The following is a 15,611-nucleotide window of genomic DNA, read 5'->3' on the forward strand; positions in this document are numbered from 1 at the left end:
TCCTTTGTGTTTAATTCTATTTGTGCTATTTTTAGGTTTAAAATTTGTTTAATTTAAAATCTTTTACACAAAGAATCAATTGATTCGGCAGTCTTAAATTAGTTTAAAAAACGGTGTGATCAGCTGAATCTGACGAAATTAAAATTAAAAAAAATGAAAGTTACAGTACAGAAAAATACAGTCATTTCAAATCCTGAAACCAGAAATTTTCTTGCAGACGCTTATTATCCGGAAACAGAAAACAAACTTCCTCTTGTGATTTTCGTGCACGGTTACAAAGGCTACAAAGACTGGGGCGCATGGAATCTGATGGCGGAAAGGTTTGCACAGGCCGGATTTTATTTCGTTAAATTCAATTTTTCCCACAATGGAACAACCGTAGAAAACCCGCATGATTTCGACGATTTGGAAGCTTTTGGAAACAATAATTATTCAAAAGAACTTTCAGATCTTAATGTTGTAATCAATCATTTTTCAAACGAACCTCAGGTAGACAAAAATAAAATTGTTCTCATCGGTCACAGCCGTGGTGGCGGAATTTCAATTATTAAAACCGCTGAAGACATCAGAATTCATGGTCTAATAACATTGGCAAGTATAGATTCCCTGGAAAGATTCCCGAAGAATAACGCATTTGAAAACTGGAAAAAAGAAGGTGTATATTTCATAGAAAACGGCAGAACCAAACAGCAAATGCCGCATTATTACCAGTTCTTCGAAGATTTTGAAAACAACTTTCACCGTTTTGATGTTGAGAGATGTATGGAAATGGCCAAAGCACATGTTCTGGTTGTTCATGGCACCGACGACGAATCTGTATCTTCAAAAAATTCAGACCATCTTCATCTTTTAAACCCCAATTCTGAACTTTTTCTGGTTGAAAACGCAAACCATACTTTTTGCGCAAAAGAACCATGGAAAGAAGATTTTATGCCGTACGAACTTTCACTGGTCACAGAAAAATGTATTGATTTTTTGAATGAAAAAATTGTGAATGAAGATTTTGAATAAATTACTTCAGTGCCTGTTTTAAATTAATGGCAAATCAGGAGTTATTCGTTTGAAAACTGGATGATTATTATTTAGCTATGAAATTTTCATTTTTTTAACGTCCATGCATTCAATTAAATAAAGACAAAACAAAACTCCCAAAGAAAAAATCTTCGGGAGTTTTTATATGATTTAAATAAAATTTTAAGGATAAGGCGCAATTGCCACTTCAAGACCTTCCATTTCCATAGACATGTGCAATTGGCAACCCAATCTGCTGTTGCTCTCAACGTGATAGGCTTCCCCCAACATCGCATCTTCTTCATCACCCATTGGTTCCAGCCCCGGATCGTTGATTACGTAAACCTGACAGGAAGCACACATTGCCATTCCGCCGCAAACACCTATGGTTCCTTCCTCCGCCAATTCATACGAACGGATAATTTCCATCAGGTTCATCGACATATCTGTGGGTGCAACAATCTCGTGTGTAAAACCTTCCCTATCGGTAATTTTAATATTAATATCTGACATAATTCCGCAAAATTAGTCAATTTTTTTCACAACCGCTTTTTCTGCTTCTTTTCTTGAACCGTCGAAACCGTCCACTCCGCTTACAGTTGTATATTTTAAAACGAATTTCTTACCCGGATTCAGTCTGTTGTAGACACTCTGACACATTAAAGTTGCTTCGTGGAAACCACAAAGAATCAACTTCAGTTTCCCAGGATAAGTATTGATATCTCCGATCGCATAAATTCCTTCGATGTTGGTCTGATAGTCTAATGCGTTATTTACGACAATTGCGTTTTTCTCAATATTTAAACCCCACTGAGCAATTTCGCCCAGTTTCGGCGTTAAACCGAATAAAGGAATAAAATAATCTGTTTCGATATCAAAAGGTTCCTGTCCGTCAACAGCAACCGTGATGGCTTCAACTTTTCCATCACCTTTGATTGCGGTAACTTCAGCTGGAGTAATCAATTTAATTTTACCCTGATTCTTCAAATCCTGAACTTTCTCTACAGAATCCAAAGCTCCACGGAATTCATTTCTTCTGTGAATCAAAGTTACTTCACTTGCAACATTGGATAAGAAAACGCTCCAGTCAAGTGCAGAATCTCCTCCTCCGGCAATTACTACTTTTTTGTTTCTGAAATGCTCAGGTTCTTTTACGAAATATTCAAGACCTTTTTCTTCATAATCTGCAACATTATCCATCGTAGGTTTTCTGGGCTCAAAAGTTCCCAATCCACCGGCAATGGCAATTGCTTTACATCTGTGAACAGTTCCTTTGTTGGTAATTACTTCAAACCATTCGTCATCAACTTTCGTATATGAAATTGCTGTTTCACCCAAAGTAAAACCCGGCTGAAACTGCTTGATCTGCTCCATTAAATTATCAACCAGTTCACCTGCATTTACAGATGGATAACCCGGAATATCGAAAATAGGTTTTTTAGGATAAAGCTCTGCCAACTGACCGCCCGGCTGAGGAAGTGCATCGATGATGTGACATTTCATTTTTAGCAAACCAGCTTCAAAAACGGCAAAAAGTCCTGTTGGACCTGCTCCTATGATCAATATATCTGTAGTTATCATACGTAATAATTTTAAAGAAAATAATTAGATGCAAAAATACAAATTTTAATGCGAAGCATATTTAATTAAGTCTAAATAAAAAACTGAGATTTATCAAACACATAGATACAAAGACCTTATCTTTGGCAATATTTTTGAACCTATAAAGTTTATGAAAAAATTACTAAGCATTATTTCAATTTTTTTACTGAGTTTAACACAGGCTCAGCTCTCTAATATCGCTGATGGTGAATCTATTACACTCAGAATTCATTACGGATTTTTAACTGCCGGAAATGCCAATCTTACTACAAAAAAAGGCAATTTCCGTGGCGAACCTCACCTTTATGTGAGAGGAACAGGTTCTACCACAGGCGCTGTAAAAGCGTTTTTCAAAGTTGAAGATTTATATGAAAGTTATATCAATCTGAAAACTGAATTACCCACTTTTTATGTCAGAAATGTGAAAGAAGGCAGCTACAGACAGCATTTTGAAACCAATTTTAATCATTCTAACAATACATTGCTTTTAACAGATAAGAAAACTCCGGCCAACGGAACGAAAACAATAAAATCTGTAAAAGGGGTTCAGGATATGCTTTCATGTTTTTATTACCTGAGAAGCAGAACGCCGAATGAACTTCGGACAGGAGCGGTCATTAATATGAACGTATGGATTGATGACGAGATGTTTCCATTTCAGCTTAAAGTAATGGGTTCTGAAAATCTGAGTACAAAATTCGGTAAAATCAACTGTCTGAAAATTATTCCGTCTGTGAAAAGCGGCAGGGTATTTAAAGAGAAAGAAGGTGTGACGATGTGGGTGACCAATGACGCCAATCACATTCCTGTCCTTCTAAAAGCCGAGCTAGCTGTAGGATCTTTAAAAGCGAGTCTGGACAGTTATAAAAATGTAAAATATCCATTAAAGTTTAATTAAACTTCAGGTCAATAAAGCACAAAAGCCTTCAGAAAATTTCTGAGGGCTTTTGATTTATAAAAACTAAACTAAACTGTCGCGGTAAGAAACTGAAACTATTCATGAAACTTTTAAATTCTTAACCTTCAAAAGCACCTGCCTGCAGGATAAAACCTGCAAACAGACTACTTTGATTGGTTAATCAATTGTGTTTTTTTATATAGTTTGTGTTTTTTTCTAAAAAAATTAAGTATCAAAACGCAGAGCCTTACGGCTCTGCTGGTATGATACTAGGTGTTTCATCATTTGTGTCTATTCACACCAAATCAAAAATTAATATATGAAATAATTTTCTCTACGCCCTGTACTCACCGATAAGATGTGTTTTGTAATTTAAAATATGCAAATCACTTAATCTTATCAGGAAACCTTATGTTTACCTAGTTTGTATGAGCACTTTTCTTATGACAAAGATAGGGTGGATTGAAGGTATGAATCAAAAAAAACTTGTAGATATTTATCGCAATGCTTGTAGATTTTTTTCTACAAACCGCCCAGTGATTTCACGGTATTTTTATGATAAGGTAATTTTGGAATTAATTTAAGAAAGAAATCGTGATCTGATTCAACCGTGAAAACACCGACGTAATTTAGAATACTTCAACAATAATAGAATCGACAGAGAAATACCTGTTTCTGAAATCAAGGCAAAATTAATGATAAGAAAACGACATTTTCAGATCAAAAGACAAATCGATATCAAAACAAAGTGAATAAATGTCAATATTTTTTCAGAAGAGCGGCGAGTTCCACAAGGCTGTCTATGCCTAGTTTTTCGAAGACTCTTTTTTTCATGGTGCTAACGCTGTTTTGCTTTAAACCAAGTGCATTGGCAATCTCCAGATTGCCCATTCCATCCGCGTACATCTGTACCACTTCGAGTTCTCTTTTTGTAAGTTTTTCCAAAGGATTCTGATGACTGCTATTCTGCAGAGAATTCAGAAGCAACCCCTGGGTAACCGATGAAATATACCGTCCCTCCACAATCACTTTCATCAAGGCATTTTTTATATCCTCCTCTTCGCTTACCTTGGTGAGAAAACCGTTGACTCCAGCGTTGAGAAATCTCAAAGCATAATCACTCTCTTCAAGACCGGAAAAAACCAGTATTTTCAGTTCAGGATATTTCGTTTTCAGGTCGGGAATAATTTCCAGACTGTTGCCATCCGGAAATGCGGCATCGATCACAAGCACATCGATATTATTTTCTGCTGTGCAAGCCAAAACCTTCTGTAACGTAGAAGCGTGTAAGATATCTCCTTCAAAACCCAGATCTTCAATAAGAATTTCGACACCCTGCCTTATCAGACTGTGATCGTCTGCCAAAAGAAAGGTAATATTTTTATATTCTGTCATTTTTCAATTCTAAATTTAGAGAAAATTCTACTCTGGTTCCTACATTTTTTTCACTTTCCACTTTAATATCGCCGGAATACAGCTGCACAAGTTCCCTGCAGAGACTTAAGCCCAGACCTGCACCGAGATTTTCCACCTTATCTGAAATCACCCCCTGATAGTACGGCTCAAATATTTTTTCAAGGTCAGATGAAGAAATTCCAACGCCCGTGTCTGTGATTACAGTGTTTAAAGTGACCGTATTTTCATCTTTTCTGCAAGCTTTTGTCACCACTTTTATTTCTCCATTTTCTGTGAACTTGTTGGCATTCCCCAAAATATTCATGAAAATCTGATTGATTTTATTATTATCTGAATAGACCTGCAGACCGGCCTCAATATCCTGCTCAACGACAAAACGGTTATCGCGGGTTTCGATATAAGGCTGAACGGAATTTAAAATTGCATCAATCTCATTCTTTAAATTAAACTCCACAGGAATCAATTTATTTTCCGCCTGCTGATTTTTTGTATAATCTAAAATCTGATTGGCCTGAATCAGCAAGGTATTATTGGTAAAACTTATCGACTTCAAATACTCCTGAATACTTTCATCAGTGGTTTTCTTTTTAATTCTTCTGATGAAAATATCCATAATTTTAAGGGGCGAGCGCAATTCGTGGCTCAGCATTCCTAAAATTCTGTTTCTGAAATTAAGATTTTCAGTAATCTGAAGATTGGCTTTATTTAATTTATTCTCGTACACAAAGGCAATTCTCGTAAGTATCATAATTAAAACAGATACGATAAACATTAAAATCATAGATCCGAACACAAGATATTTTCTGATCTCATTGTTTTTAGCCTTCTGATTTTCATATTCTTTCTCCAAATCAGATTTTGAAGATTTTACCGCCGTTTCATACACATTCATCAGACCGTTGCTGTACACAAAAAGATCATTAAATACATTGTAAAAACTGTCGTTTCCAACCTGATTGTCTTTTACCCTGATCTTGATTCTGTTATTTTCTACAGTATAGTGATTGTTTACTTCTCTGATGATGCGGTCGAAATCTGCTTTGATGCTTTTCGCACTTGGCATTACACCTTCCTTAACGGTAATGACCACACTGTCTTTTTCGCGCTGCCCTTTCCCTGAAATTGCTTCGCCAAGCCTTCCAAACAGACCTTTTTTCTTAATTGTATCGCTGTAAACCTTAGTATCAAGCACCACATTGAATTTCTCAAAATCGTAATTGAGATTGTATTTTTTAAAATCTGGTAAGGCATTCAGCTGACTGCGATCCATTTCAGAAGTGTACTTCTGAGTAGAATCGATCATTTTTTTTAAAACCTTCTCTGTGGTAACACTTGCTTTGGGAGTCTTTGTCAACTCTTTTATTTTCGGAAATTTATTTTCGTAACGGTTGATATTGGCTAAATTACTGTCCAAAGATTTTAGTGAAGCAAAATAAGATTCCAGAAAATTTTCGTCTTTGGTAGACATAAATTTCTGAAGAAAACCCTGTGCATTCAGAATCTCCTTTCTGGACTGGTCTGTGAGGTTTTCAAGCGTATGAATTTCCTCAAGTTGTTTTTGAACGAAGGTAAGTTTTTTGTCCTTTACAAATTCATTATAAAAAAATGCAGCAATAATAAGCTGGATAAAAAGAATGCAAAAAATCAAAGAGTAGTGTACGAGCTTTCTGTATCGGAAACCATAAGGTTCTGAAATAATTTTATCATTTTTCATACTCAGTCGTTAGCGTTTAGTTTATGTGTTTTTAGTGAAAAATAAAAATAAAAGACCGCAAATTTACACTTATTTGTAAAACATTACTATGCTTTAACCCTAATTGGCGAAGTTTATTCGAAATCTAAATAGAACGGAATTTTATTATATATTCACTTTTGCAAAAGTAATTTACAAAAAAATCCTGTGAAAAATCACAGGATTCAATATTTATTTATGTTAAAATTACAAAGTCTTAAACTGTTCCAGAGTTCTGATGTCGTTTTCGAAGAACATTCTGATGTCACTCATTTGGTAAAGAAGCATCACAATTCTCTCAATTCCCATACCGAAAGCATAACCAGAATACTTCTCAGAATCGATGTTAACATTTTTAAGAACAGCAGGATCTACCATACCACAACCCATGATTTCAAGCCATCCGGTACCTTTTGTAATTCGGTAATCTGTTTCAGAATTTAAACCCCAATATACATCAATTTCCGCACTCGGTTCAGTGAAAGGGAAGTATGAAGGTCTCAGTCTTATTTTGGATTTTCCGAAAAGTTCAGTAGTAAAGAATTGAATTGTCTGTTTTAAATCTGCAAAACTTACATTTTCATCAATATATAAGCCTTCAATCTGATGGAAAATACAGTGTGAACGTGAAGAAACCGCTTCATTTCTGAACACTCTTCCCGGGGAAAGAATTCTGATCGGTGGCTGATTTTCTTCCATGTACCTGATCTGAACTGAGGAAGTATGTGTTCTCAAAAGAATATCAGGATTCTGCTCAATAAAAAAAGTATCCTGCATATCTCTCGCCGGATGGTATTCCGGAAGATTAAGAGCAGTGAAATTATGCCAGTCGTCTTCAATTTCAGGGCCGTCTGCCACAGCAAAACCAATCGATTTAAAGATTTCGATAATTCTGTGTTTTACTAAATTAATAGGATGTCTTGAACCCAAATCCAGAGGGAAGGCAGGCTTCGTTAAATCATCTTTCTCAAGGATAAGTGAAGTTGCAGAAGCATTTTTAAGATCTTCCAGCTTAACAGCTACAGCCTGTTTCAGTGTATTGATTTTCTGTCCGAATTCTTTTTTCTGATCATTGGGAACCTCCTTGAACTTTTCAAAAAAATCATTCAAAATACCTTTTTTCCCACTGTATCTGATACGGAAGTTTTCGATCTCCTCCTTCGAAGTAGAACTGAAACCGTTTACTTCCACCAAAAGCTCTTCTATCTTTTCTATCATTATATTACCCTTTCAAAAAATGTTTCTGCAAAAATACGGTTTTCAGTTTAAAAAACGTTTTCAATTTATCATAAAAAAATCTGCTTCCGAAGAAACAGATCAGTAGACTTTATATAATTAAAAATTTATTTCTGCTCCATGCCTTTCACGCGAATCTGCAGCGTAACTTCATTTTTAATCACCCCATTGGCTGCAGGCGACTGAAATTTCACACCAAATTCTTCTCTCATAATATCCTTTGGTTCTGTAGCAATATTGACTTCACTTCCGTTTACAGAAACGTTGGCTTTAAACTGAACCGGTTTTGAAATTCCTTTTATGACCAAATTCCCGTCGAGTACAGTATTGTAATCCCCGTCAGCTGTAGGCGTTACTTTTGTAATTTCGTAAGAAGAAGTGGGGAATTTTTCAATTTCAAAAAAATCTGCACTTTTAAGATGCCCGTTCAGTTTCTGCTGATCTTCTTTTTTGTCTTTTAAATCTTCAGAACTCAGTGAAGACATGTCTGCAACGAATTTTCCGCTTTCCAGTTTACCATCTTTTATGGTCACGTCTCCGCTTTCAAATTTGATATTCCCGAAATGACTTGTACTTTCTGATTTGAAAATCTTATAACCCTTCCACTCTACTCTGCTGTTCAGGGTATCCAAAACGAATTTTGCGCCGTCTTTTGTGGTGATTACTTCATTGGATTCGCTGTTCAGCGGCTTCTCTTTACCGCATGAAACTGCCAATCCGCCGACGGTGAGGGAAATTATTAAAGGTAAAAGTATTTTTCTCATCTGTTTAAATATTTAATATAAAGTAAGATCCAACATTAAAAAACGACATTCTGATGGTATGAATAATTGATATTGATCTTTTTAAATTTCGCAACGCTAAATTACTAAAAAAACGCAATTTTTTGGCAAAAACCTTACATTTGTGTTATGCTTTTGGAAATTAACAATCTCTACTTTTCATATTCTGAAGACCAGCCGCTTTTTCAGAATTTGAATCTGAAATTTGATGCAGGAAAAATAATTGCGCTTGCAGGCGAGAGTGGCTGCGGAAAATCTACGCTTTTAAGCCTGATTTATGGACTTCATAACTGGCAAAGCGGCGAAATTATCTTCGACGGCAAAAAAACTTACGGACCGAAAGCCAATCTCGTTCCCGGTGAACCGGAAATGAAATATGTTGCCCAGAATTTCGATTTAATGCCTTATGCAACGGTTGCTGAGAATGTCGGTAAGTTTCTTTCAAACATTAATCTTGCAAAGAAAAAAGAAACAGTCACCGAACTTCTGGAAGTTGTCGGATTGACAGAATTTGCCAATATTTTACCTAAATATCTGAGTGGCGGACAACAGCAAAGAGTCGCGATTGCGAGAGCACTTTCGGTTTTACCTAAACTTCTGGTACTCGACGAACCTTTTTCCAATCTTGATTTTTCGAGGAAAATTGAGTTGAGAGAAAGACTTTTTAAATATGTAAAACAAAACAATATTTCACTTATTATTTCCACCCATGAAATTCAGGATGTATTGCCATGGTTGGATCAGATGGTTGTTTTGCAGAAAGGAAGGTTGATTCAGAATGACAGTCCGGAGGAAATTTTCAAAAATCCTTTTAATGAATATGTTGCGAAACTTTTCGGAGAGGTGAATATTTTTGATGAAAAAGAACGTGAAGAATTTAAACTTCAAAAATTTTCTTACGACCCGCGGGCAATAAAAATTTCTGAGGAAGGTTTTGAAGCGGAAGTCCTTGAAAGCCGTTTTGCAGGAAGCTATTACTGGAACAAAGTCATTTCAAAAAACAAGGAAATTATTGTTTACACGGAAGAAAAAATCGAGGGATCTGTTAACATCAATTTCATTTAAACCTCAGCAAAGCAATCACTTATTGTTAATATGTGGATAAATAAAAAATGATGCGTGATTGTAATTCTGTTATCTTAGCAGTCCACAACTTAAGGAAATTCTTGGTTAATTCTCTTTCTGCCTTCCAGACCAAAGTTAGCAATCAGCAATCAGGTCTTTGAAAGATTACACTGTCCAATTCTTTCCTTTTTTTATTTGTCGTAAATTTTGATATTTAAACCCTACAATTTGAGCAGAAATAAAAACGATTAACAGACAAACTATTTCTAAAGAAAATGCCCTATCCAAAACAGAATAGACAAGCATCATCAGAACAATCAATGTAGAATTTGTGATTAGAACCGGTAAAAAACCTTTTCTTTTCATAAGGAAAAAAAGAACGTTTTCTAAAACTGCTGTGTAAAAAAACAAGCCTGCAAAAATCATAAAGATTCCAAAACCAGCCAACAATATTTCCTCTCTTGTTTCAGCGTAAAAGGAACTGAACATAATCCAGCAAAATACAAATCCGGCTCCTGAAGCCATTATATTCCTTAGAATATTATTTAAATAAATTTTATTTGAGAGCGTATTTGTTTTTTCCATATCTACGAGTGCAACTTCAAAAATTACGCCTTCTTTACAAATTCAGATTTTAAAGCCATTGAACCAAAACCATCAATTTTACAGTCTATATTATGGTCGCTGTCGGGTCTTAAACGAATATTTTTAACTTTAGTTCCAGCTTTCACAGGTTTCGGAGCGCCTTTTACAGGTAAATCTTTTATTACGACTACAGAATCGCCATCTTTCAGTTCATTGCCGTTGGCATCAAGAATTTTATCTAAATCATCAGTTTCTGCAGGATTCCACTCGTTAAAACATTGGGAACAAACCATTAAATCGTCCTGTTCGTAAGTAAATTCAGACTGACATTTCGGGCATACAACCGCGTCGCTCATTTTTTTTAATTTTTGCAAAGGTAAGGTTTTGGGTTGGATGACGGAACTGAAAGTTGGATGTGGGATGTCGAATGATGGATGATGTAAAAAAATATTTTTTCGGCAAATGAAAATTTCAAATCTCAAACATCAAATTTCAAATTCAGAAACTGAATTAAGAATCTCAAATTTAAAAGTTGTATTTTTGCAGATTCAAACAGCTTACAGCAATTTATGGAATTAATTCACAGAAACCTGGCGATCGGTATTCACGATGCTTTGCAGGAAACTTTTTTCGAAAAAAACAAATACGCAGATAAAGTAATAGAAAGACTTCTGAAATCCCACAGACAGTGGGGAAGTCAGGATAGAGCCGTAGTTTCTGAGATTTTCTATAATATCATCCGCTGGAAAAAGCGCCTTGAATATTACATGGGCGAAGGGGTAAAACCTAATAATATCTACAAATTAATCATCGCATATCTTCTCTGGAGCAAAACCAATTACAAGAGATTTGAAGAATTTGAAGGCATCAAAATCGCTGACATTACTACAAAACTTAAAAAAGGTACTGTTCCTACCAAAGCCATCGAACATTCAATTCCTGAATGGCTTGTTGAAACTCTGGAAAGAGAATTAGGTGAAAAATGGGAAAAAGAAATGATCGCCTTAAATGAAAAAGCACCTACCGTTTTGCGTGCCAATTCTTTGAGAACGACACCGAGAGAACTTATTTCTGATCTTTCCGATGAAAATGTGGTTGCTTACCCAATCAGAAATTATCCTGATGCTGTGCAGCTTGAGGAGAAAAAAAATGTGTTCCTGACAACCGCTTTTAAAGAAGGTTTATTTGAGGTTCAGGATGCTTCTTCACAAAAAATCGGTTATTTTCTTGATGTAAAAGAAGGTCAGAGAGTAGTTGATGCCTGCGCCGGAGCTGGTGGAAAAACACTTCACTTAGCTGCTTTGATGGCAAATAAAGGACAGATTATCGCACTGGATATTTTCGAGTGGAAACTTGCTGAATTGAAGCGCCGTGCAAAAAGAGCCGGAGCCCACAACATCGAAACGAGAGTAATTAGCGATACAAAAGTAATCAAACGTCTTCACGATAAGGTTGACAGACTTTTGATCGATGCGCCATGTTCAGGTTTAGGCGTTTTAAAAAGAAATCCCGACAGCAAATGGAAGATCGATAAGGATTTTATCGACAGAATCAAGAAAGAGCAACAGCAGATTATGCAGGATTACTCTAAAATGCTTAAGAAAGGCGGAAAAATGGTTTACGCAACCTGCTCTATCTTACCTTCTGAAAACAATTTACAGGTGGATGAATTTATAAGCAACAATCCTAATTTCAAATTAATTAAAGACGAAAAAGTAATGCCAAGCGAAGGCTATGACGGATTTTATATGGCTTTGATTGAAAGAGTTTCTTAAAAGAATATATTTAAAAATAAAAAAGTCCGCTTCAAATTAGTTTTGAAGCGGACTTTTTTATAAAGTGTCACTCAATCCGATTCTTCTCATTTAAATCATCTGCTTAATGAGCAAGATCGGCGAGAAACATTTTCAATTACTTTGCCCTGTTCTGCTCATCAAACTGAAGCTGCTTCGTCGCTCCTTTCACATCGTTATTTCCAAACTTGTAGTTTACGGACAAACTTAAATTCCTGCTGATTCCTTTAAAATAATATTGTGTGCTGAAATCCTGATAAAATTCCGTTCCTTTTTCTCTTTCGTTATTCAGAATGTCATTCATCAGAAGATTTAAGGTTAATTTTTTCTCCATTAAATTTAATTTTAGACCTGAATAAACCGATGCAACACCTTTGAAAGAAGTATTCCCCTCTTTGTAAGGTATATTTCCCCAGGCACCAAGCATGAACGAAACCGTTTTTGATTTATTCAGGAAAAAAGTATTGTCAAAATTAAAATCAGAACCATAGCTTCCCGGCATCTGAACGGCATCGTCCACGAATGTTTTGGAGGTGACATAATAGGCATTCAGAAAAACGTTTGACTCCAGCCAACGTAGTTTTGTGTAATTGTAACTCAGGCTGATTCCGGTTTGGTTTTGATTGTAAAAATTGAAGATAATGGTGTACTTCATTCCGTTATCAATTCTCTGCAGTCTGTCCCAGTCGTTTTTGCTGTAGTTATGAAAAGCTGTAAGCGTAAAATTATTCTTTAAAACATAACTGAATTCCACATTATCTGTAAATGACGGCCTTAAAAGAGGGTTTCCACTTGAATACTCAAAAGCCGAACTGATGTACCTGAACGGATTTAACTCTCTGAATGAAGGGCGGTTAATTCTCTTTGAATAATTGATCGAAAAAGCATTATTCTCATTTGGTTTATAGCTGATGTAAGCCGTCGGGAAAAATTTTCCGTAGTGACTTTTTGTAGTTAAATTTTCGTTGGGTGAAATGCCTGTAAGCTCAGTAAACTCATATCTCAAACCGGCCTTGGCACTCCATTTTTCTGATATTTCATAATTTCCTGAAGCGTAAGCTGCATAATTATTTTCATCATAAAAGAAATTGTTGCTTTGGTTTAAGTTCTTGGTTGGAATGCCGTTATTCAAATCATAATAATTAAAATAAGAATCATTTTTAATTTTGGTGAACTTCAGACCGGATTCAGTTTTCAGCTTTTTAAAATTCTTTTCCAAATCTGCCTGTCCGGAATAAATTCTATACTGATTAATTGGGTTGATATAGGTTGAAATCAATTGATCCGCTTGTGTATTATAGTAATCATCGGCATTGGCATTATTCGAAATCAGATTTCCGGAGAGGCTCAGTTTACTTCCCGAACTGTCAATTTTCACGTCATAAAACAATGTCGCATAATGATTGTTTCTGTGGTTTAGTGCATACGCATCAGATGTAAATTCTCTTTCGCCCGCTTCATCTTTTATGCCTGATTTGTTTTTCACCGTCTCTATCGGATTGGCAAAAAAGTAGTTGTAACTCCCCCCTACCGTGCTTTTGTCCGTTATTTTATATTCGAGTTTTACATTTATACTTTTGTTTCGGAGATTATTAAAAAAATAGCTGTCCGTATTCCAATAGCTGTTATTTCCTGTGCTGTACTCATATCCTTTCATTCGCCAGTAGAAATTTCCATCAGTAAAACCTGCAGACGCAGAAAGTTTTTTGCCTTGATAATTTACGGTTGCTCCATACCTTTGGGAGACTGTAGGAACATTCCAGTACACATTTTTCATACTTGCCTGCAGAGAAACATTCCAGCCGAGGCTTGTATTTTTTTTGAGAACAATATTGATGAGACCGCTTTTTCCCTGAGCTTCATACCTTGCGGGTGGCGTGGTAATCACTTCAATTTTCTGAATATCATCCGAACGCAAATTTTTTAAATAATTCACAAGTTCTTCACCCGAAATATTCAGTAATCTTTCATTAATCATCACGGCTACTCCACTTTTTCCTGCGATACTGATGCTTTTATCGGTAGTCCGTAGCATTGGAGTTTTTGCTAAAGCTTCCACCGCGTCCAGTCCTTGTGAGGCTATAGAATTCTCCACATTAAAGACCAATCGGTCAACTCTTCGTTCAATAATTTTCTTTTTCGCCGTTACTACAACGCCTTCGATTTTCTGCTCAGAAATTTTAGATTTTTGTGAATCAGCATTAGCAATTTCTAAATTTTTAATTACATCGCCATCAACATTGATTTTATCAGAAAGAATTAGTTCGCCATCATTAAAAACCTCTAACAAATAATCTCCTTTTTCTCTAAGCTGAACCTGAAAATGACCCTTTTCATCAGAAATAGCTGAAAATTTTGACTGGTTTTTTTTAAGAATAATTTCGGCGTAGGAAACCGGTTTGTTGTCTTTTAGAATAACAGTACCTTCAACAGTTTGTGAAAACATCAACGATGCGCAAAGCATCATCAACAGTACAAAAAATCTTTGCATTAAATTTGAGTTTGAAAGTAAGACAAGCCGGTTGGCGATTTTATTACATGATTTGATAATCTTTATTCTATTTTTTGAAGTGTCTTTTATAAACGTTGTAAATGAAATAATTTCCGTCATCATAAATCACTAATTTACCATATATTATCTCTTTTGCCGTTATGTAGGGATAAAAACTACTCCCCTTTTCAATAACCATTTTTGTGGCAGTGCGTCCTTCATTACCGTCGAAATAACTGAATGTATTTTTGTCAGAAAACACAAGAAAATAATTATAAATTTCATTTCTGACGTAATAGTAAAAATCCTGCAACTTCAATTCGCCATGACTTATATGTGCGTAAAGATGAGCAGGTTGATATCTATCCAAATTTTCCTTAAAGATAAACTCATCGTCTTGCCATGTAATGATTTTACTGTTGTCTTTATATAATACAAATTCTTTCTGCATCAAAGAGTCTACTAAGACAGAATTATTCGAAACTATATCAGAAATAGATTTCTCCGAATTGGCTAAAATTTGAATTTTGTCTCCTTCAAAAAGGAAATAATCAGTTTTTACTAAGTTCTTATTTAAAGTTTTCCAATTAACGACAGCATACTCCACCATTTTCAAAACATCTAAAACATTTACTTTTGCACTTTGAATTCTTACTGCAATTCCGCTTCCGCCCATTTTTTTCACAGAACCTTCACCCAGCAGTAATAATTTGTAATTAGAATTATTCTTCTCAATGATATAGAGATCTTTCTGATTATGGTTCAAATAAGTTTTTCTTTCGATAACAATTGTATCTTTGAACCCCAACCTTTCAACCAACTCTGTAGAAAGCTGACCCAAAATTTCCATTTTTAACTCCTCTGCTAAGATGATATTTTGATTGACATTAAATTCTGATATATACATTGTTTTTACATTACTAAAGTCCTTGATTTTTATTTTAGGTTTATTAGCAGAGAAAAAGTTCGAGTAAATCAAAAGAAAAATTAATGTCAAAAA

The 15,611-nt window shown here is 35.3% G+C and carries 14 protein-coding genes; 4 read left to right on the top strand and 10 right to left on the bottom strand.

Features of this window, described 5'->3' with window-relative positions:
• Window positions 1–153 precede the first annotated feature (153 nt).
• Entirely contained in the window at window positions 154–1,011 is an 858-nt protein-coding gene (locus tag IC610_RS18765; RefSeq protein WP_191738212.1) for an alpha/beta hydrolase family protein, read from the top strand.
• A 183-nt stretch (window positions 1,012–1,194) separates the two neighbouring features.
• On the opposite strand, the gene IC610_RS18770 is transcribed toward IC610_RS18765, so the two are convergent.
• Window positions 1,195–1,524 carry a 2Fe-2S iron-sulfur cluster-binding family protein gene (locus tag IC610_RS18770; RefSeq protein ID WP_191738213.1) on the bottom strand — a complete coding sequence of 110 codons (330 nt, stop codon included), beginning with the start codon at window positions 1,522–1,524 and terminating at the stop codon, window positions 1,195–1,197.
• Window positions 1,525–1,536: 12 nt separating this feature from the next.
• Window positions 1,537–2,592 (bottom strand): NAD(P)/FAD-dependent oxidoreductase, encoded by a 1,056-nt coding sequence (locus IC610_RS18775; protein ID WP_056084667.1) that lies wholly within the window; start codon window positions 2,590–2,592, stop codon window positions 1,537–1,539.
• A gap of 151 nt (window positions 2,593–2,743) precedes the next feature.
• Here IC610_RS18775 and IC610_RS18780 point away from each other — a divergent pair, with 151 nt between their 5' ends.
• Window positions 2,744–3,511, top strand: coding sequence for a DUF3108 domain-containing protein (locus IC610_RS18780; RefSeq protein WP_191738214.1), 768 nt, complete (start codon window positions 2,744–2,746; stop codon window positions 3,509–3,511).
• 759 nt (window positions 3,512–4,270) lie between these two features.
• Here IC610_RS18780 and IC610_RS18785 read toward each other — a convergent pair.
• From IC610_RS18785 to IC610_RS18800, 4 genes are all read right to left on the bottom strand, one after another.
• Entirely contained in the window at window positions 4,271–4,906 is a 636-nt protein-coding gene (locus IC610_RS18785) for a response regulator (RefSeq protein WP_191738215.1), read from the bottom strand.
• Window positions 4,893–6,641, bottom strand: a complete 1,749-nt coding sequence (locus IC610_RS18790; RefSeq protein WP_191738216.1) for a sensor histidine kinase — start codon at window positions 6,639–6,641, stop codon at window positions 4,893–4,895. Before IC610_RS18790 ends, IC610_RS18785 begins: the two co-directional genes overlap by 14 nt.
• Before the next feature lie 225 nt (window positions 6,642–6,866).
• Complete coding sequence (gene pheS / locus IC610_RS18795) at window positions 6,867–7,877, bottom strand: phenylalanine--tRNA ligase subunit alpha (protein WP_191738217.1); 1,011 nt, start codon at window positions 7,875–7,877, stop codon at window positions 6,867–6,869.
• Window positions 7,878–8,002: 125 nt separating this feature from the next.
• Window positions 8,003–8,659, bottom strand: coding sequence for a YceI family protein (locus tag IC610_RS18800; RefSeq protein ID WP_191738218.1), 657 nt, complete (start codon window positions 8,657–8,659; stop codon window positions 8,003–8,005).
• Between the two features lie 147 nt (window positions 8,660–8,806).
• On the opposite strand from IC610_RS18800, the gene IC610_RS18805 reads away from it, so the two are divergent.
• Window positions 8,807–9,742 (top strand): sulfate/molybdate ABC transporter ATP-binding protein, encoded by a 936-nt coding sequence (locus tag IC610_RS18805; RefSeq protein WP_191738219.1) that lies wholly within the window; start codon window positions 8,807–8,809, stop codon window positions 9,740–9,742.
• A 165-nt stretch (window positions 9,743–9,907) separates the two neighbouring features.
• Here the strand turns inward: IC610_RS18805 and IC610_RS18810 are convergent, their stop codons facing one another.
• Together IC610_RS18810 and IC610_RS18815 are read right to left on the bottom strand one after the other, a co-directional pair.
• Window positions 9,908–10,327, bottom strand: a complete 420-nt coding sequence (locus IC610_RS18810) for a hypothetical protein (protein WP_191738220.1) — start codon at window positions 10,325–10,327, stop codon at window positions 9,908–9,910.
• A gap of 23 nt (window positions 10,328–10,350) precedes the next feature.
• The gene (locus IC610_RS18815) at window positions 10,351–10,683 is read right to left on the bottom strand and encodes a zinc ribbon domain-containing protein YjdM (RefSeq protein ID WP_191738222.1); all 333 of its coding nucleotides are present in this window, start codon (window positions 10,681–10,683) and stop codon (window positions 10,351–10,353) included.
• A gap of 213 nt (window positions 10,684–10,896) precedes the next feature.
• Here IC610_RS18815 and IC610_RS18820 point away from each other — a divergent pair, with 213 nt between their 5' ends.
• A complete protein-coding gene (locus IC610_RS18820) occupies window positions 10,897–12,102 on the top strand; it encodes an RsmB/NOP family class I SAM-dependent RNA methyltransferase (protein ID WP_191738224.1) in 1,206 nt (401 codons plus the stop codon).
• 136 nt (window positions 12,103–12,238) lie between these two features.
• On the opposite strand, the gene IC610_RS18825 is transcribed toward IC610_RS18820, so the two are convergent.
• Window positions 12,239–14,611, bottom strand: coding sequence for a TonB-dependent receptor domain-containing protein (locus tag IC610_RS18825; protein WP_191738225.1), 2,373 nt, complete (start codon window positions 14,609–14,611; stop codon window positions 12,239–12,241).
• Between the two features lie 67 nt (window positions 14,612–14,678).
• Window positions 14,679–15,518: a hypothetical protein gene (locus IC610_RS18830; RefSeq protein ID WP_191738227.1), complete on the bottom strand. Its 840-nt coding sequence runs from the start codon at window positions 15,516–15,518 to the stop codon at window positions 14,679–14,681.
• Window positions 15,519–15,611: the final 93 nt, after the last annotated feature.

Origin of the sequence: Chryseobacterium caseinilyticum (assembly GCF_014837145.1) — a bacterium.
Lineage (GTDB): Bacteria > Bacteroidota > Bacteroidia > Flavobacteriales > Weeksellaceae > Chryseobacterium > Chryseobacterium caseinilyticum.

What these genes read in the sequence shown, in the direction of transcription:
- IC610_RS18780 (WP_191738214.1), top strand. Translation starts at nt 2,744, where the DNA reads ATGAAAAAATTACTAAGCATTATTTCAATTTTTTTACTGAGTTTAACA.
- IC610_RS18805 (WP_191738219.1), top strand. Translation starts at nt 8,807, where the DNA reads ATGCTTTTGGAAATTAACAATCTCTACTTTTCATATTCTGAAGACCAG.
- IC610_RS18820 (WP_191738224.1), top strand. Translation starts at nt 10,897, where the DNA reads ATGGAATTAATTCACAGAAACCTGGCGATCGGTATTCACGATGCTTTG.
- IC610_RS18825 (WP_191738225.1), bottom strand. Translation starts at nt 14,611, where the DNA reads ATGCAAAGATTTTTTGTACTGTTGATGATGCTTTGCGCATCGTTGATG.
- IC610_RS18815 (WP_191738222.1), bottom strand. Translation starts at nt 10,683, where the DNA reads ATGAGCGACGCGGTTGTATGCCCGAAATGTCAGTCTGAATTTACTTAC.
- IC610_RS18770 (WP_191738213.1), bottom strand. Translation starts at nt 1,524, where the DNA reads ATGTCAGATATTAATATTAAAATTACCGATAGGGAAGGTTTTACACAC.
- IC610_RS18790 (WP_191738216.1), bottom strand. Translation starts at nt 6,641, where the DNA reads ATGAAAAATGATAAAATTATTTCAGAACCTTATGGTTTCCGATACAGA.
- IC610_RS18765 (WP_191738212.1), top strand. Translation starts at nt 154, where the DNA reads ATGAAAGTTACAGTACAGAAAAATACAGTCATTTCAAATCCTGAAACC.
- IC610_RS18810 (WP_191738220.1), bottom strand. Translation starts at nt 10,327, where the DNA reads ATGGAAAAAACAAATACGCTCTCAAATAAAATTTATTTAAATAATATT.
- IC610_RS18830 (WP_191738227.1), bottom strand. Translation starts at nt 15,518, where the DNA reads ATGTATATATCAGAATTTAATGTCAATCAAAATATCATCTTAGCAGAG.
- IC610_RS18785 (WP_191738215.1), bottom strand. Translation starts at nt 4,906, where the DNA reads ATGACAGAATATAAAAATATTACCTTTCTTTTGGCAGACGATCACAGT.
- pheS (WP_191738217.1), bottom strand. Translation starts at nt 7,877, where the DNA reads ATGATAGAAAAGATAGAAGAGCTTTTGGTGGAAGTAAACGGTTTCAGT.
- IC610_RS18775 (WP_056084667.1), bottom strand. Translation starts at nt 2,592, where the DNA reads ATGATAACTACAGATATATTGATCATAGGAGCAGGTCCAACAGGACTT.
- IC610_RS18800 (WP_191738218.1), bottom strand. Translation starts at nt 8,659, where the DNA reads ATGAGAAAAATACTTTTACCTTTAATAATTTCCCTCACCGTCGGCGGA.